17 protein-coding genes are annotated in these 22,770 nt (G+C 65.9%); 11 read left to right on the forward strand and 6 right to left on the reverse strand.

Features of this window, described 5'->3' with window-relative positions:
* The first annotated feature begins 122 nt into the window (after nucleotides 1-122).
* Genes AB6809_RS17470 through AB6809_RS17485 form a run of 4 tightly spaced genes read left to right on the forward strand, consistent with a single transcriptional unit; the run spans nucleotide 123 to nucleotide 8,150 of the window.
* Nucleotides 123-2,366: a cellulose biosynthesis cyclic di-GMP-binding regulatory protein BcsB gene (locus AB6809_RS17470; protein ID WP_029969102.1), complete on the forward strand. Its 2,244-nt coding sequence runs from the start codon at nucleotides 123-125 to the stop codon at nucleotides 2,364-2,366.
* The gene (locus tag AB6809_RS17475; protein ID WP_029969103.1) at nucleotides 2,363-4,522 is read left to right on the forward strand and encodes a glycosyl transferase family protein; all 2,160 of its coding nucleotides are present in this window, start codon (nucleotides 2,363-2,365) and stop codon (nucleotides 4,520-4,522) included. Before AB6809_RS17470 ends, AB6809_RS17475 begins: the two co-directional genes overlap by 4 nt.
* Nucleotides 4,519-7,179, forward strand: coding sequence for a bacteriophage N4 adsorption protein A (locus AB6809_RS17480; protein WP_029969104.1), 2,661 nt, complete (start codon nucleotides 4,519-4,521; stop codon nucleotides 7,177-7,179). The genes AB6809_RS17475 and AB6809_RS17480 overlap by 4 nt, the downstream gene beginning before the upstream one ends.
* Before the next feature lie 35 nt (nucleotides 7,180-7,214).
* Nucleotides 7,215-8,150, forward strand: a complete 936-nt coding sequence (locus AB6809_RS17485; RefSeq protein WP_371026894.1) for a hypothetical protein — start codon at nucleotides 7,215-7,217, stop codon at nucleotides 8,148-8,150.
* 77 nt (nucleotides 8,151-8,227) lie between these two features.
* Here the strand turns inward: AB6809_RS17485 and AB6809_RS17490 are convergent, their stop codons facing one another.
* On the reverse strand, nucleotides 8,228-8,848 hold the full coding sequence (locus AB6809_RS17490; RefSeq protein ID WP_029969106.1) for a LysE/ArgO family amino acid transporter: 621 nt from the start codon (nucleotides 8,846-8,848) through the stop codon (nucleotides 8,228-8,230).
* A gap of 97 nt (nucleotides 8,849-8,945) precedes the next feature.
* Between AB6809_RS17490 and AB6809_RS17495 the strand changes: the two genes are divergently transcribed.
* Nucleotides 8,946-9,839 carry a LysR family transcriptional regulator ArgP gene (locus tag AB6809_RS17495; protein WP_053857864.1) on the forward strand — a complete coding sequence of 298 codons (894 nt, stop codon included), beginning with the start codon at nucleotides 8,946-8,948 and terminating at the stop codon, nucleotides 9,837-9,839.
* Nucleotides 9,840-9,853: 14 nt separating this feature from the next.
* Here AB6809_RS17495 and AB6809_RS17500 read toward each other — a convergent pair whose 3' ends face one another.
* Nucleotides 9,854-10,804: a LysR substrate-binding domain-containing protein gene (locus tag AB6809_RS17500; RefSeq protein ID WP_029969108.1), complete on the reverse strand. Its 951-nt coding sequence runs from the start codon at nucleotides 10,802-10,804 to the stop codon at nucleotides 9,854-9,856.
* Between the two features lie 116 nt (nucleotides 10,805-10,920).
* Here AB6809_RS17500 and AB6809_RS17505 point away from each other — a divergent pair, with 116 nt between their 5' ends.
* Entirely contained in the window at nucleotides 10,921-12,093 is a 1,173-nt protein-coding gene (locus tag AB6809_RS17505; protein WP_371026895.1) for a M20 aminoacylase family protein, read from the forward strand.
* A gap of 91 nt (nucleotides 12,094-12,184) precedes the next feature.
* Nucleotides 12,185-13,531 (forward strand): MFS transporter, encoded by a 1,347-nt coding sequence (locus tag AB6809_RS17510; RefSeq protein ID WP_029969110.1) that lies wholly within the window; start codon nucleotides 12,185-12,187, stop codon nucleotides 13,529-13,531.
* An 81-nt stretch (nucleotides 13,532-13,612) separates the two neighbouring features.
* Here the strand turns inward: AB6809_RS17510 and AB6809_RS17515 are convergent, their stop codons facing one another.
* A complete protein-coding gene (locus tag AB6809_RS17515; protein ID WP_029969112.1) occupies nucleotides 13,613-14,869 on the reverse strand; it encodes an MFS transporter in 1,257 nt (418 codons plus the stop codon).
* Complete coding sequence (locus tag AB6809_RS17520) at nucleotides 14,866-15,876, reverse strand: PRC-barrel domain-containing protein (protein WP_029969114.1); 1,011 nt, start codon at nucleotides 15,874-15,876, stop codon at nucleotides 14,866-14,868. The genes AB6809_RS17515 and AB6809_RS17520 overlap by 4 nt, the downstream gene beginning before the upstream one ends.
* Nucleotides 15,877-16,442: 566 nt before the next feature.
* On the opposite strand from AB6809_RS17520, the gene AB6809_RS17525 reads away from it, so the two are divergent.
* Nucleotides 16,443-17,825, forward strand: coding sequence for an NCS2 family permease (locus tag AB6809_RS17525; RefSeq protein WP_006051136.1), 1,383 nt, complete (start codon nucleotides 16,443-16,445; stop codon nucleotides 17,823-17,825).
* 58 nt (nucleotides 17,826-17,883) lie between these two features.
* On the opposite strand, the gene AB6809_RS17530 is transcribed toward AB6809_RS17525, so the two are convergent.
* A complete protein-coding gene (locus tag AB6809_RS17530) occupies nucleotides 17,884-18,066 on the reverse strand; it encodes a hypothetical protein (RefSeq protein WP_006051135.1) in 183 nt (60 codons plus the stop codon).
* 166 nt (nucleotides 18,067-18,232) lie between these two features.
* Nucleotides 18,233-19,144: an NAD-dependent epimerase/dehydratase family protein gene (locus tag AB6809_RS17535; protein ID WP_029969117.1), complete on the reverse strand. Its 912-nt coding sequence runs from the start codon at nucleotides 19,142-19,144 to the stop codon at nucleotides 18,233-18,235.
* A gap of 113 nt (nucleotides 19,145-19,257) precedes the next feature.
* Here AB6809_RS17535 and AB6809_RS17540 point away from each other — a divergent pair, with 113 nt between their 5' ends.
* The 3 genes from AB6809_RS17540 (at nucleotide 19,258) to hutC (ending at nucleotide 22,747) form a co-directional block, all read left to right on the forward strand.
* Nucleotides 19,258-20,205: a LysR family transcriptional regulator gene (locus tag AB6809_RS17540; RefSeq protein ID WP_029969119.1), complete on the forward strand. Its 948-nt coding sequence runs from the start codon at nucleotides 19,258-19,260 to the stop codon at nucleotides 20,203-20,205.
* A gap of 301 nt (nucleotides 20,206-20,506) precedes the next feature.
* A complete protein-coding gene (gene hutH, locus AB6809_RS17545) occupies nucleotides 20,507-22,030 on the forward strand; it encodes a histidine ammonia-lyase (protein ID WP_029969121.1) in 1,524 nt (507 codons plus the stop codon).
* A gap of 21 nt (nucleotides 22,031-22,051) precedes the next feature.
* Nucleotides 22,052-22,747 carry a histidine utilization repressor gene (gene hutC, locus AB6809_RS17550; protein WP_029969123.1) on the forward strand — a complete coding sequence of 232 codons (696 nt, stop codon included), beginning with the start codon at nucleotides 22,052-22,054 and terminating at the stop codon, nucleotides 22,745-22,747.
* Nucleotides 22,748-22,770: the final 23 nt, after the last annotated feature.

Below are 22,770 nucleotides of genomic sequence, written 5' to 3' on the forward strand. Positions count from 1 at the left end.
CGAACTCCGGCAAATCGCGCAGCCCTCGGCAGATCGCGGCCTCACTCGTCACTCCTTGCTGATTCAACCACGCCGGGCAATCCCGGCTTTGCCGGCCGCTGGCCGATCCGAGTCAAGACAACATGATGCTCACTACCAAGCTGCGAATCCAGGCCCGCGATGGCCGCCAAACCCGCGTCCCGAGCCCACGGCTCGCCGCGTTCGCCGGGCTGCTGCTGTTCGCGTGCAGTGCTCATGCACAGCAGCCCGCCGAGATCGCCGGCAGCTTCGCGCAACTCGGCCACGGCCGTCTCGCGAGCCGCAGCATATCGCTGGCCGAACTCGGCATGCGCGATCCGCTCGTGCTGCGCGCGCCGGACGCCCGCCAGGAACTGTATCTGCCGGTGCCGGCCGGCGTGCCGCTCACGGACGCGAGCCTGCAGATCGACGGCGGCTATCTGCACGGCAACGGCGGCCGCGTCACGATGCTGGTTTCGCTCGACGGCTCGCCCGTGCTGTCGCGCAGTCCCACGCAAGAACAGGGCGACGGCTCGGCGACGCTCGGCGTGGACGGCGCCGCGCGGCCGAGCGGCTTCGTGCGCGTCGGTCTCGACTGGTCGTCGGTGATCAACGACAACGTCTGCACGGATCAAACCGCGATCGGCAACGTATGGCGCGTCGCGCCGACCTCGCGCCTGACCTATCGCTACGATCCCGACGCGATCGTCGATCTGCGCGGCGCATGGAGCGCGTTGCCGCACAAGCCGGTCGTGATGCTCGGCGCGCGCAGCGTCGCCGCGCCCGCGTTCGACGCGGGCTGGCGAGTCGAGGCGCTGCTGCAGCGCGAAGGCCGCGCGCCCCTCACGCGCGCGTGGCCCGCTGCCGGCGATACGGTGGATCTGACTGGCATCGACGTGCCTGCGCCGTTGCGCGCGATTCCCGCTTTCGCCGCGCTCGCCGCGGGCGGCTCGCATAAGCTCGCGAATGCTGCCGAAGCCGGCGCGTTGATCGCGGTCGCGCCTGGCGCTGCGTTCGCGCCCGATGTGATCGTCGCCGACGACACGCTGCGTGCGAGCTTGAAGACTTCACTCGACGCATTGCGCGAACAGGTGGCGGGCGCATCGCCGGCCGCGGCCGATGCATTCGACGCGTGGCGCGCACGCGCCATCGATCCGGTCGCGAAGCCGCTTGCCGCCGGCGAAGTGCGCGTCGCGCACGTGGGCGGCCAGGCGGCGATCGTGGTGGGCGACAACGACGGCGTCGCGGTGCTCGCGCATACGTGGCGTTCCATCGACGTCGCGAGCCGCCTCGTGGTTCATCAGATCGACAACGCGCCGGATGCGCGCGGCGAGCAGATCGCGCTGTCGCTGCTCGGCGGCGAGCCCCGCACGCTCGACGTGCAGGGGCGCGCAAGCTGGGACGCGAGCTTCGATCTCGGCGCGGCCTCGCGTGACGGCAAGCTGCCGGACGCCGTCGTGCTCGACGTGAGCGCGGCGCCGACCGTCGACAATTCCGCGCAGACCGCTTCCGTCTATTTCAACGACGTGCTGATCGGCTCGCAACTGCTCAACGCCAACGGCAAGCCGCAGCGCATCACCGCGCACGTGCCGCGTTTCGCGCTCGCGCCGCGCAACCAGTTGCGGGTCGAATTTCAGCGCCCGCCTGAGGGCGGTTGCCGTGCACGCGATCCGGGCCATCCGATCGCGGTCCTGGCGAGCAGCCACTTGCGCCTCGCCGACGCCACGCTCAGCGACGACTTCACCGGCATGGTGGCGCGCTTTGCATCGCAGGCCGAAGTGATCGTGCCGGCCGCTTATCTCGGCGACGCCACCGGCGCACTGCCGCGCGTCGCGCGTCTTGCGAACGCGAACGGCATTGCGCCGACGCGTGCGACCTTCAGCGTGGCCCGCGACGGCGAGGCGGTCAAGCCGCAAGGCGCGTTTCTCGCCGCGGACGTCGCGCTCGCCGATGAAAAGAGTCTTGCGCGCCTGGCCAAAGACCGCCTGTCGTTCACCGATTCGTCGGGCAAGATGCTCGCGGATCTGTCGGGTCTGAACCGCGTCGGCGTGATCGAGGTGGTGAGTTCGGGCAGCGTGCAGGGCGTGTCCTACCGGAGCGTCGGCGACGCGCCGGCCGTGCTGCCGGCTTCGCTGCAACTGTCGCGCGGCGACGTGGCGATTGTCGACGGCAGCGGCACGCTGCGCCAGTTCGATGCGCGTCATCCGGGGCAGGTGGTCGACGCGAGCGACATCGAAGGTCCGTGGTTCATGCGAGGCTGGGTGCGCTGGGGCTTGCCCGCCGCGCTGATCGGCTTGCTGATCTTGCTCGTGCTGATCGCCAACGGCGCGCGCCGCAGAAGCCGCGACAACTCGCGGAACAAGCCGTGAGCATCGCGCTAATCAAATGGTATGCGGGCTACGCGGTCGCTCACTACTACCACGGCCTGGAATACTTCGCGGCGCTGGTGGCGTTCCTGATCGTGCTCTCGAGCATCGACGATCTCTTCATCGATCTCTGGTACTGGAGCCGCATGATCTACCGCCGCGTGACGGTGGAGCGCACCTATAAGCCGCTGACCGCCGCGCAGCTCTACCAGCGCGAGGAGCAGCCGCTTGCGATCATGGTGCCCGCGTGGCACGAGTACGACGTGGTCGCGGCGATGATCGAAGATCTCGTGCGCGTGATGGACTACCGCAACTATGTGGTGTTCGTGGGCACGTATCAGAACGATCCGCAGACCATCGCCGAAGTCGAGCGCATGCGCCGCCGCTACAAGCAGTTGCGCCGCGTGGAAGTGCCGCATGACGGGCCGACGTGCAAGGCCGATTGCCTGAACTGGGTGATCCAGGCGATCTTCGCTTACGAGCAGGAAGCGGACATCGAATTCGCGGGCGTCGTGCTGCACGATAGCGAAGACGTGCTGCATCCGGTCGAGCTGCGCTTTTTCAATTACCTGTTGCCGCGCAAGGACATGATCCAGTTGCCGGTCGCATCGCTCGAACGCAACTGGTTCGAGCTCGTGGCCGGCACTTATATGGATGAGTTCGCCGAGTGGCACGCCAAAGACCTCGTGGTGCGCGAGAGCCTGGTGGGCTCGGTGCCGTCGGCCGGCGTGGGCACCTGCTTTTCGCGGCGCGCGCTGCTTTCGCTGATCGCCGAGACCGACAATCAGCCGTTCAACACCGAGAGTCTCACCGAAGACTACGACGTCGGCGCGCGTCTCGCGAAGATGGGCATGCAATCCATCTTCGCGCGCTTTCCCGTGCAGTTCGCGACACGCCGCAAGGCGTGGTTCGGCTTCGGCCGCGAACGCGACATCACGGTGACGATGCCTTTATGCGTGCGCGAGTTTTTCCCCGATACGTTTCGCACGGCTTATCGGCAACGCGCGCGCTGGACGCTCGGCATCGGCTTGCAAGGGTGGAAGCAGACGGGCTGGAGCGGGTCGCTCGCGAATCGCTATCTGCTGTTTCGCGACCGCAAGGGAATCGTCACAGCGTTCGTCGGCATGATCGCGTATGGGCTCGTGATCCAGTTCCTGCTGTTCGCGGGCGCCGATCTGCTCGGCCTGATGCCTGGTCTGATCGCGTCGCCGTTCGCCGATTCGCCGTGGCTGCGCGCGTTGCTGTGGGCCAACGCGGTGGCGCTCGTGTTGCGCGTCGTGCAGCGCATCTACTTCGTCACGCGCCTGTATGGCTGGGAGCACGGCGTGCTGGCGGTGCCGCGCATGGTGGTCGGCAACTTCATCAATTTCATGGCCGTTGCGCGGGCGTGGAAGATGTTTATCGTGCATCTCGTGACGGGCAAGCGGCTCGCATGGGACAAGACCATGCACGATTTTCCGTCGGCGGATGGTTTCAACAATCGCCGTCAACGTCTTGGCGAGCTGCTGCTGTCGTGGCAGGCGATCGATCCCGACCGGCTCGAGCAGGCGCTCGGCGAGAGTCATGCGCGCGAGGCGCCGCTTGGCCGCGTGCTGATGGCGAAGGGCTGGCTCGACGAGGAGACGCTTGCCGAGGCGATCGCGTTTCAGACGGATCTGCCGCGCGGTCGACTGAACCCCGTCCAGCTTCACGACGATGCCGCGTGTCTGCCGCTCGAGACGATCGTGCGGCATCGCGTGCTGCCGCAGATCGACGCGGCACAGGGACGCACGAAGCTGCTGAGCGCGAGTCCGCTCGCCGACGATGTGCTCGCCGAGTTGGGCGCGCTGATCGATGGGCCGATTGTTCAGGAAATCGTTCGCGAGGGCGAGATTGCGGCGGGTTTGCGCCTGCTGCGCGGCGTCGATGTGGCCGCTTTGGCAGACGTGGACGCGGGCGCGACGCCCGTGCGCAGCGTGCCGCTGATCGGCGATCTGCTGATCGAACATGGACACGTGCGCCGCGAGGCTTTCGAAGCCGCGATGCAGCACTATCGTCCGGACCGCCACGGCCGTATCGGCGACTATATGGTGGCGCGCGAGGTGATCTCGCTTGCCGCACTCGATAACGTCATCCAGGAACAGCGCCGCCTGCAGGCCGCGTTGGCGGCAACACAATGATCGACTCGATTTTTATGCGGCGCGCAGACGCGCTGTGCGTGGACGCGGCTGCTGTTTCGCTGCGTTTTCGGGGATTTTTTGCGGCAACGCGCGATGTGCGCGAGCGTCGGCTCAGCGCATGCGCGACGCCATTCGTGTTGCACGCGATTGCTGCGGTGGTGCTTGTCGGTGCATCAGGCGCGGCGTCGAATGCGCATGCGCAAAGCGGAGCCGCTTCGGCACCGAACGCGCAAAGCGCACAGAACGCACCGAACGCGCTGCCGCTAAGCGGCGCCGCCTATCGTGTCGCGCAGGAAGCCTATGCCGCTTACGCTCGCGGCGATTATGCGGGCGCCGTCGCGCGAACTCGCGAGGCCATTCGCCAGCGGCCCGATCTCGTTTCGCTGCGCGTGCTGTTGGCCAATTCGCTCGCCGCGCAGCGTCGTTATGGCGAAGCGAGCCGCTCGCTCGGCGACGCGATCGCGCAACTCGGCGCCGACCCCGCATTGACCTCGCGGCGCAAGCAGATCGACGCTTTGAGTGTGTCGACCCGCGCGGTCGCACACGGCAGCCGTCAGCAGGCGGGCGATCCGAATGCGTTGAGCGGCGCGGCGCTGAACGCCGCTCAGCATGCGTACAAGGCGTATGCGTCGAAGGACTTCGCGGCCACGGTCAGGTATGCCAACGACGCGCTCGCGCTGCGTCCCGATCTGCTGCGTCTGCACTTGCTGCTGATCGACGCGTCCAGCGCGGCCGGCGACGATGCGAATGCGTGGGCCGCCGACCTCGATGCGATGAAGCGTTTCGGCGATAACGACGAGTTGCGCTTGCGTCGTGGCTTTATCGGCAGCAGGCTCGCGCCGAAGTCCGCGGCCGCCTCCTATGAAGCGCGCCGGCAGCACGATGACGCACGCGCCGCGTTGCTCGCACGCGACGCGGTGTCGTATGCGCCGGATCGCGTCGGCTACCGGATGCAGTTGATCGACGCGCTCTTTGCCGCGAACGATCTGCCGGCGGTCGAAGCCGCCGCAAGCGCTGCAATCACCGATTTTCCGGCCGATGCCGCGTCGCTCATGCCGCTCACGTTGCGCGGCTACGCACTCGCCGCGCAAGGCCGCGCGTCGGATGCCGACACAGACTTCGCCCTTGCGTTGAAGGCCAACCACGCAAGCGAGCGGGACCAGCGTGTGGCGCGCACGATCATCGCCGATGTATGGATCGCCGCCGCCGAGCCGCAACGCGCGCTCGATCTGCTCGCGCCGTTGCCGACGAAAAGCGACGATACGGATGCCGCGATCGCGCTGCGTCGCGCGCGGGCGCGAGCTTCGTTGAGCCATCCGGTCGCGAGTTCGCTCGATCCGCTGCGCCGGCCGATCATCGAATGTCTGCTCGATGAATACGGCTCGAGTTGCTATGTTTATGCTGCCGATCCGGGCTTTGCCGCGGCGCGTGCAGCGCAGAAGGCCTCGGCGGCGAACGATAAAGCCGGCGCGTTGCGCGATGCCCGCGACGCAGTGCAAGCCGCGCCGGACGATTCGCAGCATCGCGTGCGATTGATCAACGCGCTGGCCGCCACGGGCGACAAGGGCGATGCGCGCGAGGCAAACGACCAAGCCCGTTACATGGTGAACGCGGGCATGCTCGACGCGCTGCCCGACATGACGGCTGCCTACGTCGCGCAACGCGCGGGCAATGGGCGCGTTGCGTACGAGCGCTTTACGATGGCCGACAAGGCCGGCGCATTGCCGCCAGGCGCGACCGCGGACGCCGGCTATGCCGCGATGCACGCGCATCGCAACCGCGAGGCCGCGCGGTACTTCGAGCGGGCCGTCGACGCGAGCGCGGCGCCGTCCTCGGACGCCGAAAGCGTCGCGACGCCGACGCCCACGCTGACGTCCACTTCGACGCCCGCCCAACTGAACGACATACGCAGCGCACACGCGGACGTCACGCGCAACTGGGGCTTTAACGCGTCGCTCAATTATCGCGGCGCGGGCATGCAGCCCGGTTATGCATCGTCGCCGACGCCGGGTACGTCGAATAACTGGCAAGGCGGTGTCGAAGCGTACTGGCGGCCGTTCGGCAGTCTCGGCGAGCGGATGTTCGAAGTCTATGCGCGCGGCTATGAAAGCTTCGGCGTGAAGAACGGCGGCGCGAGCGGCGTCGATACGTTGCAGGCGACGGTCGGCGCGCGCGCCAAACCGTTCACGCAGATCGACGCGATCGTCGCGTTCGAGCGCATCATTCCGATCGGCTCGCGCGTGAATCCGGACTGGCTCGCGCGGCTCGCATATTCGGGCGGCTTCGGCACCGAGCGTCGCGTGGACGTGCCTGCGTGGTGGACCACGCGCATTTACGCGGAAACGGGCGCGTATCTGAACGCCGGCTCCGTGTATGCAACCACCAACGTGCAAGTGGGCCGCACGTTCCGGATGGACAGCTATAGTCCGAAGTGGACCGTGTTCCCATATCTGGTGGTGGGGGCCGACTACGATTCGAGCGTCGATCACAGCATTCCGCTCGGCGCCGGGGTCGGCATCTCGACGCGCTACTGGTTCCGCGACAGTCAGTACGACGCGCCGCGCTCGTATGTCGATCTATCGGTGCAGTACCGGCTGAAAATTTCCGGCGACGATCGCGCTCGCGGCGTGTTCTTTGGCGCTGTGTTCGCGTATTGAGCCAGCACAGTTCCGTTCCAGTGTCATGGAGTTGCATGTCGAAGGCTGACGACAAACACGCATCCGATTCACGCGAGGGCAGTGCGCGGGCCGCGGGTCCGCGCTCGCCGCGCCGTCGCACGCTGCTCGCCGCGGGTGCGTTGACGGCGGTGTTCGGCGGCTGTGCAACGAACCGTCCCGGCGGTGCGGACAGCCTCGCGCAAGGTGTGGTGTGGCAGCCGGACTCGGATCATCTCGATCCGCGTGGAGACTGGCAGCGTCTTGGCGTAAGCGAACTGCTCGTGCAGTGGACGGCGGTGGACGGCACCGCTTATCTGTCAGGCGTGGACGCGTCGGACGGCCTGAAAGCCGCCCGGCGTTTGCCCGACTGGACACGCATTGCCGACGAGCCGTGGGCGCGCAATGTGATCGTCGGTCTTGCGGGCCGCTTCGACGAAACGTCCGCGCGCGCGCAAGCGGCGCAACTGATCGAGCAATCGCGCAGGCTGCTCGCGGCGCGGCCGCCGGTTCGCGTCGCGGGCTATTACTTTCCGGTGGAAGTCGATCCGACGTGGGAAGGCGCGAGGGCGCTCGGGCCTTTGCTCGACCGGTTGCCCCGGCCTTTGTGGATCAGCGTCTACGACAATTCGAACCGCGGCGGCGAAGCGCTTGCCGCGTGGCTCGACGGCTGGCTGCCGCACGACGTCGGCGTATTTTTCCAGGACGGTTGCGGCGTCTGTACGCGCGGCCCGGCCGCCGCGCGCGCTTATGCGGACGCGCTGGCCGCGCGGCTCGGCGAGCGCCGCGTGAGGATCATCGCCGAGGCGTTTCGTCCCGGCACGGGCGGCGCGTTTCGGCCGGCGAGCGCGGCGGAACTCGCGCCGCAACTGTTTGCGTATCGCGGCCATGGGGTCTATCTGTTCGACGGTCCGCATTATGTGTCCGCTCAGCTTGTGCAAGAGTTGCTGGCTGTCGAGCGTCCGCGGAGTTAACGGCGCTGGTGCGCGTTGCGCCAGGCTGTGACCGCTTCGACGCGATGGCTTCACGCAACTGATTCAACGCACCTGATTCAACGCAACTGCGTCACCGCCAGCAGCAAAATCATGCTGCCGATCGCGCCGTCCAGCACGCGCCACGCAGTCGCGCGGCGAAACAGCGGCGCGAGCGCACGCGCGCCCCAGCCCAGTCCGATGAACCACACGCAGCTCACCGCCATCGCGCCGACCGCGAACGCCACGCGTGCGCCGTCCGGTTCGCGCGCGCCCGCGGTGCCGATCAGCAGGAACGTGTCGAGATACACGTGCGGATTGAGCCACGTAAAGGCGAGCGTCATCAGCACGATCGGCAGCGCGCGTTGCGCGGGCGGCGCGCCGTCGCCGGTGCCGGCGTCCATGACCGCATGCCCGGGCCGCACCGCCCTACGCAGCGCGTTAATGCCGAACCACACGAGATAGGCGAGCCCGACATACAGCATCACATGCACGAAGACCGGATAGCGCTCGACGAGCACCGACGCGCCGCCGACGCCCGCGCTAATCAGAATGCAGTCCGACAGCGCGCACAGCGCGACGATCTTGCCGACATGCGAGCGCATGATGCCTTGCCGCAGCACGAAGGCGTTCTGTGCGCCGATGGTCACGATCAGCGACGCGCATAACGCCGCGCCATGAGAAAAAGACAGCCAGTTCATAGTCGATCCAGTAGACGGGAGAAGCGAATGTGGCTAGTCTGCGGATTCCGACTGGATAAGAGAAGCTAATTTAGCTAACGTCGATTAAGGAACGCTAATGCTCGACTATGCGCTGCTCGATGCGCTCGCCGCCGTGGTGCGGCACGGTTCGTTCGACCGCGCGGCGAGCGAGCTGAACGTCACGCCCTCGGCGGTCTCGCAGCGCGTCAAGCTGCTCGAGGAGCGCGTGGGCAGCGTGCTGGTGAAGCGCGGCCAGCCGTGTGTCGCGACGACCTCCGGCGCGTTGCTGTGCCGTCATACCGAGCGCGTGCAATTGCTCGAAGCCGAACTGACCGGCCGCGTGCCCGCGTTGCCGGGCGGTCTCGTCGAAGCATGGCCGACGCTGCGCGTCGCGGTCAACGACGACAGCGTCGGCACCTGGTTCATCGATGCGGTCGCGCCGTTTTGCGCTGAGCGTCAGATGCTGCTCGATCTGGTGATCGACGATCAGGATCACACCGCGCAGCGCATCCGCGACGGCAGCGTGCAGGGCGCGGTGACCACGCAGGCGGAGCCGGTGCAAGGCTGCCGTTCCACGCGTCTTGGGCGCATGCGTTATCTCGCGGTCTGCTCGCCCGCGCTTTTCGCGCGTCATTTCGCGGACGGCGTCACGCGCGACAGTCTGCGCCGCGCGCCGTGCGTCGATTTCAATCCGAAGGATCAATTGCAAAAGCGCTTCATGCGCCGTATCACGCGGGCCGAAGTGGACCCGCCGTTGCACTGGATTCCGCACGTCGCGGGATTTTTGCGTGCCTGCGTGACCGGGCTCGGCTGGGGCATGTGTCCCGAGCGCATGATCGCCGCGCATCTCGCGAGCGGCGAACTTGTGGAGATGGCGCCCGGCAAGCATATCGACGTCGATCTTTATTGGCAGAGCTGGCGTCTGTCGATTGGCTGGCTCGACGATTTCAGCGCAGTGTTGCGCAAGCGCGCCGCCGAGTTTCTCGATTAGTTGCGCAGGCCGCGTTACAGCAGCAACTCGATCGAGTGAAAAAGCCGGCGCTGCTCGGGATCTTGCGAGCGCGCGCCCTCGTCGATGACTTCACGCAGGCAGCCCAGGAAACAGGTGGCCGCCGGACTTTCCGGCGCACCGCGGCGCGCGGTGATGCTGACCATCGTTTCATCGACCGTTTCGCGCAGCGGCAGCGCCCACAGATTCTCTTTCGCGAGCGTCACTTCGACGAGCGGCCACGGAAAGATGCTCAGCATGTCGGTATGCGCGAGCAGCCCCAGCACGACCGCGAGCCAATGCGCGAGATGGATCGTGTGCGGCACGCGCATGCCGCGCTTGCGGAACAGATTATCGGAGATCGACTCGCGGCTCGCCGGGTCCCAGTTCAGCACCCATTCGGCGTCCTCGAGTTCGAGCAGGCTGCGGCAACCGGCTTTCGGATGATCGCGCCGCGCGACCACCGCCGAATGCGTCGAGAACAGGGGCGTGTTATGAAATTCCGATACCGGCGACGCGGGCGGCGGACGGCCGATCGAGAAATCGAGGCTGCCGTCGCGCAGCCGTGGTTGCACGACCGCGAGCAAGCCTTCGAAGAACTCGAGTTGCACTTCAGGCATGCGTTGGCGGAAGCGCTGCACGGCGGGCGGCAGGAACGTCAACGCGACCCACGGCGTCACGCCGATCGACAGCTTGCCGGCCGCCGCGCCGCGCATCGCTTCGATTTCCGCCTGCGCCCGCTGCAATTGCCCGAGCACGACGCGCGCGTGTACGACGAGCGCGCGGCCGAACTCGGTGAAGGCGACGCCGCTCGCGCTGCGCACGACGAGCGGCGCGTGCAGATCCGCTTCCAGTTCGCGCATCGCCTTGGTCACCGCGGCCGGCGACAGTCCGAGTGAACGCGCGGCGGCCCGGATACTTCCGGTATCCGCGATTGCCGCCAAGGTGCTGAGCTGATGGAGTTTCATCTAAGAGAAGTCGAGTGAGGCAGCAACCGGAAGTTGCCGCCGCAACGATTCTACGCCTGCCTGTCAAAAAAGCGCGTCGCTATGCTGGGTTCACGCATTGATAAAGGAGACGCACCGTGAACACCATGGCCATTCCAGCGGGCATTGCCGAACTCGAAGACGAGATGATCGCGCTGCGGCATCGCATCCACGCGCAGCCGGAGCTTGCGTACGAGGAATTCGCGACCGGCGATCTCGTCGCCGAACGCTTGCAGGAGTGGGGCTACACCGTGCATCGCGGACTGGGACAGACCGGCGTTGTCGGCCAGTTGAAAGTCGGCAACGGGACGCGCCGGCTCGGTCTGCGCGCCGACACGGACGCGCTGCCTATCCACGAAACGACGGGTCTGCCGTACGCGAGCAAGGTGCCGGGCAAGATGCACGCATGCGGTCACGACGGCCACACGGCCATGCTGCTCGCCGCCGCGAAGCATCTGGCGCGCGAGAAGCGCTTCGACGGCACGTTGAATCTGATTTTTCAGCCGGCCGAAGAGGGCCTCGCCGGTGCGCGCAAAATGCTCGAAGACGGCCTCTTTGAGAAATTTCCCTGCGACGGCGTCTTCGCGATGCACAACATGCCGGGTTTTCCGACCGGAAAGTTCGGATTCCTGCCGGGGTCGTTCATGGCTTCATCGGATACGGTGATCATTACCGTGACCGGGCGCGGCGGGCACGGCGCGATGCCGCACAAGGCGGTCGATCCGGTCGTCGTCTGCGCGCAGATCGTGCTGGCGTTGCAGTCCATCGTGTCGCGCAACATCGCGCCGCTCGATATGGCGATCATCACCGTCGGCGCGATTCACGCCGGCGACGCGCCCAACGTGATTCCCGAAACCGCGGAGATGCGCCTGTCGGTGCGCGCGCTCAGGCCCGAGGTCCGCGACCATCTGCAGGAGCGGATCACGGCGGTGGCCTGCGGACAGGCGGCCGTCTACGGCGCGCGGGCGCGGGTCGACTATCAGCGCCGCTATCCGGTGCTCGTCAACGATACGGAAATGACGCATCTCGCGCGCCAGGTCGCGCTCGACTGGCTGGGCGAAGAAGGGTTGATCGACGGCATGCAGCCGCTCACCGGCAGCGAGGACTTCGCGTTCCTGCTCGAGCGCTGTGCGGGCAGCTATCTGATCATCGGCAATGGCGACGGCGAGGGCGGTTGCATGGTCCATAACCCCGGCTATGACTTCAACGACGCGTGCCTTGCGACGGGCGCGGCTTATTGGGTTCGGCTCGCGCAGACGTTCCTCGCCTGACGCGCTGACGCGCTGAGGCGCTGAGGCGCTGAGGCGCTGAGGCCAGCTTGCCGCGCATCGGCATCGACGTAAAGAAATCATGGAGACACGGATGGACTATTCAGCCGCACAGCACCCCGCCGCGCACGACGCGTCCAGCGACGAACCCGCCCACGGCACGCAGCGCGCGAGCCGCGCGAAGGCGATTGCCGCGATCACGCTCGGCAACGGGCTCGAGTTTTTCGACTTCACGATTTACAGCTTCTTCGCCACGATCATCGGCAAGCTGTATTTTCCGGTCGAAGGACAGCTCGCGCAGTTGATGCTCGCGGTGGGCACATTCGGCGTGGGCTTCATCATGCGTCCGGTGGGCGGCGTCGTGCTGGGCGCTTACGCGGACCGCGCCGGCCGCAAGGCGGCGATGAGCCTCACGCTGTGGCTGATGACGCTCGGCTCGGCGATCATCGCGTTCGCGCCGACCTATGCGGCGATCGGCGTGGCCGCGCCCGTGCTGGTGATCGTCGCGCGTCTGGTTCAGGGCTTTGCGTTGGGCGGTGAGGTCGGCGCCTCGACGTCGCTGCTGATGGAGTACGGCAGCGATAAAACGCGCGGCTTCTATGGAAGCTGGCAGTTCGTGAGCCAGGGCATGAACACGGTCTGCGGTTCGCTGCTGGGCGTTGCGCTCGCCGCCGCGCTGTCGACCGCGGCGCTCGAAAGCTGGGGCTGGCGCGTGCCGTTCGTGATCGGCATGGCGATGGGGCCGATCGGCATCTATATCCGGCGTCATCTGAACGAGACGCTGCCCGGCGTCGAAGACGGCAACGCGCCGGTGAACGCTGACGCGGCCACGCAGCCGGTGCGCAAGCTGTTTCGCGACCATTCGCGCTCGATCACCGCGGGTGTCGTCACGACGATCGGCGGGACCGCGGCGAATTACATCGTGCTGTTCTATCTGTCCACCTACGCGATCCGCATTCTGCATTTGCCGATGTCGTCGGCGCTGTGGGCCGCATGGACCGCCGCGGCGGTGACGGTGGTGTGCTCGCCGTTCGCGGGCGCGTTGTCGGACCGCGTCGGACGCAAACCCGTTCTGTTGGTCTCGCGCGTGTTGCTGATTGCAGCCGTCTATCCGGCGTTCATCGCGATCAACGCGTCGCCGACGGTGCCGGTGCTGCTCGCCGTGGTCGCCGCGTTGGCCGTGCTGGTCGCGTTCACGGCGGTGCCCAATATCGTGATGCTGCCGGAGCTGTTTCCACGCGAAATCCGCGCGACGGGGATGTCGATTGTCTATTGTCTCGGCGTGTCGATTTTCGGCGGATTCGCGCAGTTTTTCGCGACGTGGCTGATTCAGCTTTCCGGCAGCAACCTTGCGCCCGCGTGGTATCTGATTGGCTGCGGACTGGTGTCGTTGGTGCCGCTGCCGTTCATGCGGGAAACGGCGGGGCGGGCGATAGATTGATGTACAGCGTGACGGCCCGCGGCGCATCGCGCGCTGCGGGCCGGGTGGTTTTCTTCAGCCGCGTTCGTTCGCGGCTTCGCTTTATCTGACCGCCGAGCCGCCGCCGCCCGCTACCGCTTCGCCATCTTCCTCCGCGGCGGCATCGCGCGTCTCGGGCATCGCCGCCCACACCAGCAGCACGGCCAGCGCGCCCGCGGCCGCGAGTCCGAAGAACGCGACCGCATTGCCGAAATGATCGGCGATGAAACCGGCCGCCGTCGTGCTCAACGTCGCGCCGATGCCCGCCGCCAGCCCGAAGAGGCCAATGCACAGGTTGTAGCGCCCCTTGCCGCCGGCGACGTCGGCGGCAATCAGAGGCAGCATCACGCCGAACACGGCAGCGCTCAGACCGTCGAGCAGTTGCACCGGTACGAGCAGATACGGGCTGCTGATTCCGGCGAACAGCAGCGCGCGGATCGGCAGCGCGGAAAAGCCCAGCAGCAGGATTGGCCGGCGTCCCCAACGTTCCGCCGAACGGCCGACCCACGGCGACATCATCGCGACGATCGCTTGCGGCACGATGATGCACGCCGCGATCACGAGCTGCACGTTGTCGCCCATGCCCGCAGTGACTTCGCCGGCGGCGAGATTGAGCATCGCCGCGTTGGACAAGTGAAACAGCACGATGCACGCGGCGAACAGCAGCATGCGCCTGTCGCGCAGCAGCTCGCGCAGACTTTCGCGCCGCTCGATCTGCTCCGGCGTCGGCGCGGCTTTCGGCAACTGGATGGTGTCGGTGCGCTGGATCATCGAGAGCGCGACCAGCGCGGGCACGGCGAGCCCCGCGGTCAGCCAGAACACCGCGCGCGGCGAGTAGTACTCGCCGAACACGCCCATCAGGCCGGCCGCGACCGCGCTGCCGATCGACGCCCAGCGCGCGTTGCGCCCGAGCCGGTCGCCGAGATTCGCGCGCCCGACGAGCGCGAACGAAATCGCGGCAAGCGCCGGCGTCAGCATGCAGCTCGCGAATCCGTGGAAGACTTCGGCGGCGATCACCGGCAGCACCGTCGGACTCGTGGCGAGCAGCACCGCGCTCACGATGATCGCGAAGATCGCCCAGGCGGCCGCGCCTTTCTTGTTGCGCAACGCGTCGACGGCGGCGCCGCCCGGCACCTGGCTCACCATCGCGCTGATCGTGCCCACGGAAAGCGCCATGCCGATCTCGCCCTGGGTCCACTTGTGCGACGCGAGATACGACGCGATGAACGGACCGAAGCCCGTCTGCACGTTTGCAACGAAGAAGTTCAGCCAGTCGAGTGCGCGCAGACTTCGCGCGGTAACCATAGTGCGGCCTGTCATCGGACCGCCCGTGCGTTTGAACCGGCCGCGGAGGTTGCCGCGGAAGCAGGAGCGGAAGTGGGCGCCGCAGCAGCCGCAGGCGCGGTCGCTGTGGACGCAGGCGCAGCAGCAGCGGCGGGCGGCGCGGGCGACACCGCGCGGATCGGCTTATCGCTCGCGTAGGGCGGCGCCGCGTTGATCTGCGCATCGCTCAAATCGATTAGCGGATGCAGCTCCTTGTCTTTCGTGACGAAGCGCAGCGCCGACCAGTTCGCGGCAATCGTGCGCCGCTCGGTGCTGACCATGCCGTTGACGTCGAGCACGACCGCCTGCGGCTGCGCGCTGGCGTCGATCAGCACGTCGATCACGCGGCCCACCTTGGCGCCGTTCGAACGCTCGACGGTCGCGTCGATCAGCGGCAACTGCATCGCCGCATTCGACTTCGCCGGATTCACCGGCACCGCCGACGGATTCAGCGTGATCGGCGCGGTCTTCGCGGCCGGCGTGAAGCGGAACGCGTTCCACGCGAAATTGACCTTGCGGTCGCCGACACCCAAAAAGCCTTGCAGATTGACGACGACTTCACGCGGCTTGCCGCTCGCGTCCGCGATCATGTCGACCGCCCGTCCGACGACCTTGCCGTCCGGCTTCTGCACCTGGCTGTCGAGCAGCGTATGCGCGTCGTTGCGCTCGATCGTGCGCACGAGGATCAGCGGCGGAGGAGGCGGCGGCGGGGGAGGCGGCGCGACGACGGGCGGCGGCGGCTCGACCTTGTGCGGCTTGACGGCGGGCTTCTTCGGCTTCTTCGGCTGCTCGGGCTCGGCGGCTTCGGTTTCGACGGGCTCAGGCGCCGATGCGGCCACCGGCGCGCTCGCGGCTTCGACCGGCATCACCGTGGCTTCGACGATCGGCGCCTGCTGCGTGCCCCACAGCAGGCTGCTGCAACCGGACAGCGCGAGCAGCGCCAGCAGCGCGAACGCGGCGAGAAGGGTTTGACGCCATGCGGGAAGCGAAAAGCCGCCACTCATCGGGGAAAACTCCATGGACCGGTGCGGCTTTCGAGGGGCCGCGGTTGGACAGTACGGCCAAGAGTTTAACCCGCGACGTCGGCAGGGCCCGTTTTCGGGGCGTGGCGAGCGCGATGCGGCAAGCACGCTTCGTGCCGCAGCGCGCTGCAAAGGTACGCGGCTGAATGCGCGACTGAGTGCAAGGCTGAATGTTCGCCCGCGCGTTCCTGCTTTGCGGACATTGCAGAGTCCAAAGCTCTCAAAAAGCTTTCACTTGTCCTATCGCTGCCGCGAAGACAGACAGCCAGGCGGTAGGTGTAAACACGCGGATCCACGACGACCTTCGCCGTCGCTTAAACGATATAAGCATCGCGACATGCCGGGCATGCCATCCATGCGATGGGAGATATATCTGCATTGGCCTACATTTCGAGACACAAAACGAGACACAAAAAAACACAAAGCGGGCCGACGCGGACAACGCGCTTCATCGCACGCACACATCAATTAAACCAACGCAACGAGACGAACCTGATGACGGCCACTTCGACGGCCGTTTCAGCATGCTGATAAAGGAGGCACTCATCATGATGGAACCCCACGCCCAGCCGCTTTCCGAAGCCGGCGCCGAGTCATTCGACACCAAGGGCTTTCTCGACCGCTACTTCCAGATTTCCGCGCGCGGCAGTTCGCAGCGCCAGGAAATCGTCGCGGGCATTACGACCTTTCTCGCGATGGTCTATTCCGTGTTCGTGGTGCCGGGCATGTTCGGCAAGGCGGGCTTCGACACGAGCGCGGTGTTCGTCGCCGTGTGCCTCACGACCGCGTTCGGCTCGCTGCTGATGGGCGTGTGGGCGCGTCTTCCGATCGCGATCGGCTGCGCCATTTCGCTGACCGCGTTCACGGCGTTCGGCCTCGTGCTCGGCAAAGGCTTGCATCCGACGGTCGCGCTCGGCGCGGTGTTTCTGATGGGCGTCGTGTTCACGGGCATCTCCGTAACCGGCGTGCGTTCGTGGATCCTGCGCAATCTGCCGACGGGCATCGCGCACGGCACGGGCATCGGCATCGGTCTTTTTCTGCTGCTGATCGCCGCCAACGAAGTCGGTCTCGTCGTCAAGAATCCGGGCGCCGGTTTGCCGGTCGCGCTCGGCAACATCACTGCGTTGCCGGCGCTGATGTCGGTCGCGGGACTCGCGGCGATTTTCGGGCTGGTGCGCCGTCGCGTGCCGGGCTCGATCCTGATTGTCATAGTCGCCATTTCGGCGATCGCGCTGCTGGTCGATCCGGCCGTGTCGTTTCATGGCGTGTTCGCGGTGCCGTCGCTGAGCGCGCCGGGACACGAGTCGCTGATCGGCGCAATGGACATCAAGGGCGCGCTCTCGATGGCGGTGCTGCCGAGTGTCCTCGCGCTCGTGATGACCGCGGTGTTCGACGCGACCGGCACGATTCGCGCGGTCGCCGGACAAGCGGGTCAACTCGATGAAAACGGCCGCATCATCAACGGCGGCCGCGCGCTGACGGCGGATTCGGTCAGCTCGATTTTCTCGGGCCTGCTCGGCGGCGCGCCGGCTGCGGCCTACATCGAATCGACGGTCGGCGTGGCGGCCGGCGCGAAGACCGGCATGGCGGCGGCGGTGGTCGGCCTGCTGTTTCTCGGCGTGATGTTCTTCTCGCCGCTCGCGGGCCTCGTGCCTTCGTACGCGACGGCGCCCGCGCTCATGTATGTCGGACTCCTGATGCTCTCGAACGTGAGCAAGCTGCATATGGACGATATGGTCGACGCGATGTCGGGTCTCATGTGCGCGGTCTTTATCGTGCTCACGGCGAACATCGTGACCGGCATCATGCTCGGCTTCGCGACGCTCGTGATCGGTCGCGTGGTGAGCGGCGAATATCGCAAGCTGAACGTGGGAACAGTGGCGATTGCGCTCGTGCTGGTGGGGTTTTATCTGGGCGGCTGGGCGATCTGATCTAGTTGGTCAGGCAGCGCGCGCGCGGCCCGTTGCTAACGAATGCCGCGCGCCGCGCTCACAACGCCATGTCGAATGCAGGCTTGAGAAACAGTTCGATCGCCATCACGGCGAGACTCATCAGGGCCGCCGACAAGGTCAACGTGCCGTACTCGTCGTAGCGTGCATCGTAAAGGCACGCGACGACGAACAGAATCGCCAGCAGATTCGTCAGCCAGTCGAAATTCAGCGCCAAAGTCATCGATCCAATCCGGGCTCATGGGCGGCTCGAATGTCGAACCGCGGGGCTCAGCTTCACGCGCAAAACTGCGTGGTTTAGCTGAGCGCGATTCTATCGAGTTGAGCTTACGGATTAGCAACGCCGGCGCTTACACAACTTACACCGCTTAATACACCGCTTAAGCCGCTTAAGCCGCGAGCCCGGCCATCATGTCGCGCTCGATCCATTCGATCACCGACGTGCGCTTCGGCTGCCAACCCAGCAGTTTGCGCGCGCGCTCGCCGCGCACGCGGCTGTTCGAACCGAGTCCGTACGACGCCATTTCGTAACCCCATTCTTTTTGCGCTTCGTCGAGCGGCCAGTCTTGCGGCTCGCCGAGCTTGATCGCGCGAGCAATCGCGGCGCTCATCTCGCGGAACGACGCTTCACCGCTTTCGACGAAATAGAACATGCCGGCAGGGCTTTTCTCCAACGCGAGCCGATAGAGTTCCGCGACGTCGTCGATATGCACGTTCGACCACGTGTTGCCGCCGCTGCCGACATGGCGCACCACGCCGCTCTTTTGCGCCTGCCGCACGAGGCGCGGCAACTGCACGCTCGCGCTGCCCGCCACCGCGCCGTGTCCGTAGATCAGCGTATTGCAAAGCACCGCCGAGCGGATATTGCGCTGTGCCGCTTCGAGCACCTGACGGTCGATCGCGACGCGCGCCGCTTTGTCCGCGGTCGGCTCGGGCAGCGCGTCTTCGTGATAGATGCGCGCCTGCGCCGCTTCGCCGCCGGACGCATCGCCGACGATGCTCGAGCCGCTCGTATGCAGAAACGGTTTGCCCGAGCCGGCGAGTCCTTCGATCAGCGCGCTCACCGCGCCTTCGTGATCGCTGCTTGCCGCGTTGATGACGGCGTCGGCGGCTTGCGCTTCGGCGATCAGCAACGCGCGGTCGTCGAGCGTGCCGATAACCGGTTCGATGCCGAGCCGCTTCAACTCGTCGCGATGTTCGGGCTTGCGGATCAGACCGCGCACCTGATGACCGGCGCGCACCAGATGCGCCGCAATCGAACCGCCGATAAAACCGCTTGCGCCTGTAATGAAAATCTTCAAGACGTTCTCCTGAGTGCCTGAGTGGAAACACGATGACAGGCATGCAGTATCCGCCGTCTTGATTCTCGCAAAAAGCGTGTTAGTCTCAAATCAATCTTGACTTGAAATCAATAATGAAAACTTCCACGGACGAGTTGCTGGTGTTCGTCAGCGTGATCGACAGCGGCTCGATCACGGCGGCCGCCGAGAAACTCGGGCAGACGGTTTCCGGCGTGAGCCGCGCGCTCACGCGCCTCGAAAAGAAGCTCGACACCGCGCTCGTGCGGCGCACCACGCGCCGTCTGCAATTGACAGAGGAGGGCGAAGGCTTTCTGCAGCGCGCCCGCGCGATTCTCGACGCGATGGAAGAAGCCGAGGAATCGGTCGCGCGCAAGCGTCGGCGGCCGTCGGGGCGTCTGCGTGTCGATGCGGCGTCGCCCTTCATGCTCCACTGCATCGCGCCGCATATGACGGCGTTTTCCGCGCTGTATCCCGAGATCCGGCTGGAGTTGACCAGTAGCGAGCGCATCGTCGATTTGCTCGAGCAGAAAGTGGACATTGCGATCCGCATCGGCGCGTTGCAGGATTCGACGCTGCATGCGCGTGCGCTCGGCAGCAGCAAGCTGCGCGTGGTCGCGAGTCCCGCGTATCTCGCCGAGCATGGCGAGCCGAAATCGGTCGACGCGTTGCGCGAACATCGGCTGATCGGATTTACCGCGCCCGAGCATCTGAACCGCTGGCCGTTGCGCGAGCGCGGTAAGCGGGCGGGCAAAGGCACGAGCAAAAGCACGAGTCGTACTGATCGAGTCGGCGGCAAGCCCGAGCCGCTGAAAATCGAGCCGTCGATAACTGCGTCGAGCGGCGAGACGCTGCGCCAACTCGCGCTCTCCGGCTGGGGCATCGCCTGTCTCGCCGATTTCATGACCGCCGCCGACATCCGCGATGGACGGCTCGTGCCGATCCTCGGCCATGTGCTGCTCGATGAGCGTCAGCCGGTCAGCGCCGTCTATTACCAGAGCGCGTCGCTTGCCGGGCGCGTGCAGTGTTTTCTGGATTTCATCGCGGCGCGCGTGCGCCTGTAGCGGCGCGTCCGACGCCCCCACCATAAACAAAGCCTGCGGCTCTGACTAGCGCGCGGGCTTTTTGCGTGTGGGTGTTTTGTCCGTGTGGCGGCGCGAATTATGAGGGTGTATATACAAGTTCTACGTGATTGAGCGCGCTGCGCTCTTAGTCGCTTCGCCCGTGGTACGGCGGGCCTGACGCCGACATCAACTGCCAGCATTGCCTTAGTGGAAAGCCCTGGGCCTCGAATCTTAAAAACAAGTTGTATATACAAGCCGTGGCCGCTAGACTTTCTGAAATTGTATAGACAGGACAACAACCATGATGACTCTGAAGCCCGGCCACCTGACCCTCCCGCAACTGCGCCAGATCGCGCGTGCCCACGTGCCGCTGAAGCTCGATTCCGCCAGCCACGCCGCCATCGACGCCTGCGCAAAAGCCGTCGCGGACATCGCCGCGAAAGGCGAGCCGGCCTACGGCATCAACACGGGGTTCGGGCGTCTCGCCAGCACGCACATTCCGCACGATCAGCTCGAACTGCTGCAACGCAATCTCGTGTTGTCGCACGCGGTCGGCGTGGGTGAGCCGATGTCGCGTCCCGTCGTGCGTCTGTTGATTGCGTTGAAGCTGTCGAGCCTCGGCCGCGGTCATTCGGGCATTCGCCGCGAAGTCATGGAAGCGCTGATCACGCTGTACAACGCCGACGTGCTGCCGGTGATTCCGGTCAAGGGTTCGGTCGGCGCATCGGGCGACCTCGCGCCGCTCGCGCATATGTCGGCGGTGCTGCTCGGCGTCGGCGAAGTGTTCGCGAAGGGCGAGCGCCTGCCGGCCACCGAAGGCCTCGCGCTCGTCGGCCTCAAGCCGCTCACGTTGCAGGCGAAGGAAGGTCTCGCGCTGCTGAACGGCACGCAGGCATCCACGGCGCTCGCGCTCTACAACATGTTCGCGATCGAAGACCTGTACCGCACTGCACTCGTGGCAGGCGCGTTGTCGGTGGATGCAGCGGCTGGCTCCGTGAAGCCGTTCGACGCGCGCATTCACGACCTGCGCGGCCATCAAGGACAGATCGACGCCGCCGCGGCTTATCGCTCGCTGCTGCAAGGCTCGGGCATCAACGTATCGCACGCCGATTGCGACAAGGTGCAGGACCCGTACAGCCTGCGCTGCCAGCCGCAAGTGATGGGCGCCTGTCTCGATCAGATGCGTCATGCCGCCGACGTGCTGCTGCTCGAAGCGAACGCCGTCTCCGACAATCCGCTGATTTTCCCCGACACCGGCGAAGTGCTGTCGGGCGGCAACTTCCACGCGGAGCCGGTTGCTTTCGCCGCGGATAATCTCGCGCTCGCTGCCGCGGAAATCGGCGCGTTGGCTGAGCGCCGCATCGCGTTGCTGATCGACGCCACGCTGTCGGGCCTGCCGCCGTTCCTCGTGCGCGACGGCGGCGTGAACTCCGGCTTCATGATCGCTCACGTGACGGCCGCCGCGCTAGCGTCGGAAAACAAGACGCTCGCGCATCCGGCTTCCGTCGATTCGCTGCCCACGTCGGCCAACCAGGAAGATCACGTTTCGATGGCGACGTTCGCCGCGCGCAAGCTCGGCGACATCGCGGAAAACACGGCGAATATTCTCTCTATCGAATTGCTCGCCGCCGCTCAAGGTGTCGATCTGCGCGCGCCGCACAAGACCAGCCCGAGCCTGCAAAAAGTGATGGACGCGGTGCGCAACGACGTCGCGCATTACGAGCTCGATCATTACTTCGCGCCGGACATCGCAGCGGTGACGCGTCTCGTGCAGAACGGCACGATCGCGAAGTTGAGCCCGTTTTCCTTCGTCTCAGAGCAGTAAGCGGACAGCGAGCGGCAGCCAATGAACGCACCGGCCTACCAGGGCATCAAGGACTTTATCCTCGCGCGCATTCATGCGGGCGAATGGGGTGAAGGCGACCAGGTGCCGTCCGAAAACGAGCTCGCACGCGAATTCAACGTCGCGCGCATGACGGTCAACCGCGCGTTGCGCGAGTTGACCTCGGAGCAGGTTCTCACGCGCGTGCAGGGCTCGGGCACGTTCGTCGCGCGCCCCAAGTACGAGTCGACGCTGGTGGCGATCCGCAGTATTTCCGACGAAATCGTTGCGCGCGGGCATCGCTATCAGGCGAAGGTGCTGCACATCGGCGCGAGCATTGCGGACGCCGCGCTCGCCGAGGAAATGCAGGTTAGCGCGGGCAGTCCGGTGTTTTTCTCGCGCGTGCTGCATTTCGAAAACGACGAACCCGTGCAACTCGAAGAGCGCTGGGTCAATCCGGCCGTCGCGCCCGAGTATGCATTGCAGGACTTCACGAACACCACGCCGAATCAGTACCTCGTTCGCGTCGCGCCGCTGCAGCGCGTCGAATACCGGATCGAGGCATTGGCGGCGGACGGCGACACGCGCGAGCTTTTGACGATGGACGAACTCGAACCCTGTCTCGTGCTGCATCGGCGAACGTGGTCGCAAAGCCAGGTCGCGTCGATCGCGAATTTATCGCATCCAGGCAGCCGCTACCGTTTCACCGGACATTTTTGATCCGCTTTTTCCGAGCGATTTTC

The sequence above is a fragment of the Paraburkholderia sp. RCC_158 genome, from assembly GCF_041355255.1.
GTDB lineage: Bacteria > Pseudomonadota > Gammaproteobacteria > Burkholderiales > Burkholderiaceae > Paraburkholderia > Paraburkholderia graminis.

Coding starts and splice junctions, on each gene's coding strand:
- hutH (WP_029969121.1), top strand. CDS start 20,507: ATGATGACTCTGAAGCCCGGCCACCTGACCCTCCCGCAACTGCGCCAG.
- AB6809_RS17480 (WP_029969104.1), top strand. CDS start 4,519: ATGATCGACTCGATTTTTATGCGGCGCGCAGACGCGCTGTGCGTGGAC.
- AB6809_RS17500 (WP_029969108.1), bottom strand. CDS start 10,804: ATGAAACTCCATCAGCTCAGCACCTTGGCGGCAATCGCGGATACCGGA.
- AB6809_RS17515 (WP_029969112.1), bottom strand. CDS start 14,869: ATGACAGGCCGCACTATGGTTACCGCGCGAAGTCTGCGCGCACTCGAC.
- AB6809_RS17540 (WP_029969119.1), top strand. CDS start 19,258: ATGAAAACTTCCACGGACGAGTTGCTGGTGTTCGTCAGCGTGATCGAC.
- AB6809_RS17520 (WP_029969114.1), bottom strand. CDS start 15,876: ATGAGTGGCGGCTTTTCGCTTCCCGCATGGCGTCAAACCCTTCTCGCC.
- AB6809_RS17530 (WP_006051135.1), bottom strand. CDS start 18,066: ATGACTTTGGCGCTGAATTTCGACTGGCTGACGAATCTGCTGGCGATT.
- AB6809_RS17470 (WP_029969102.1), top strand. CDS start 123: ATGATGCTCACTACCAAGCTGCGAATCCAGGCCCGCGATGGCCGCCAA.
- AB6809_RS17490 (WP_029969106.1), bottom strand. CDS start 8,848: ATGAACTGGCTGTCTTTTTCTCATGGCGCGGCGTTATGCGCGTCGCTG.
- AB6809_RS17510 (WP_029969110.1), top strand. CDS start 12,185: ATGGACTATTCAGCCGCACAGCACCCCGCCGCGCACGACGCGTCCAGC.
- AB6809_RS17495 (WP_053857864.1), top strand. CDS start 8,946: ATGCTCGACTATGCGCTGCTCGATGCGCTCGCCGCCGTGGTGCGGCAC.
- AB6809_RS17485 (WP_371026894.1), top strand. CDS start 7,215: ATGTCGAAGGCTGACGACAAACACGCATCCGATTCACGCGAGGGCAGT.
- AB6809_RS17525 (WP_006051136.1), top strand. CDS start 16,443: ATGATGGAACCCCACGCCCAGCCGCTTTCCGAAGCCGGCGCCGAGTCA.
- hutC (WP_029969123.1), top strand. CDS start 22,052: ATGAACGCACCGGCCTACCAGGGCATCAAGGACTTTATCCTCGCGCGC.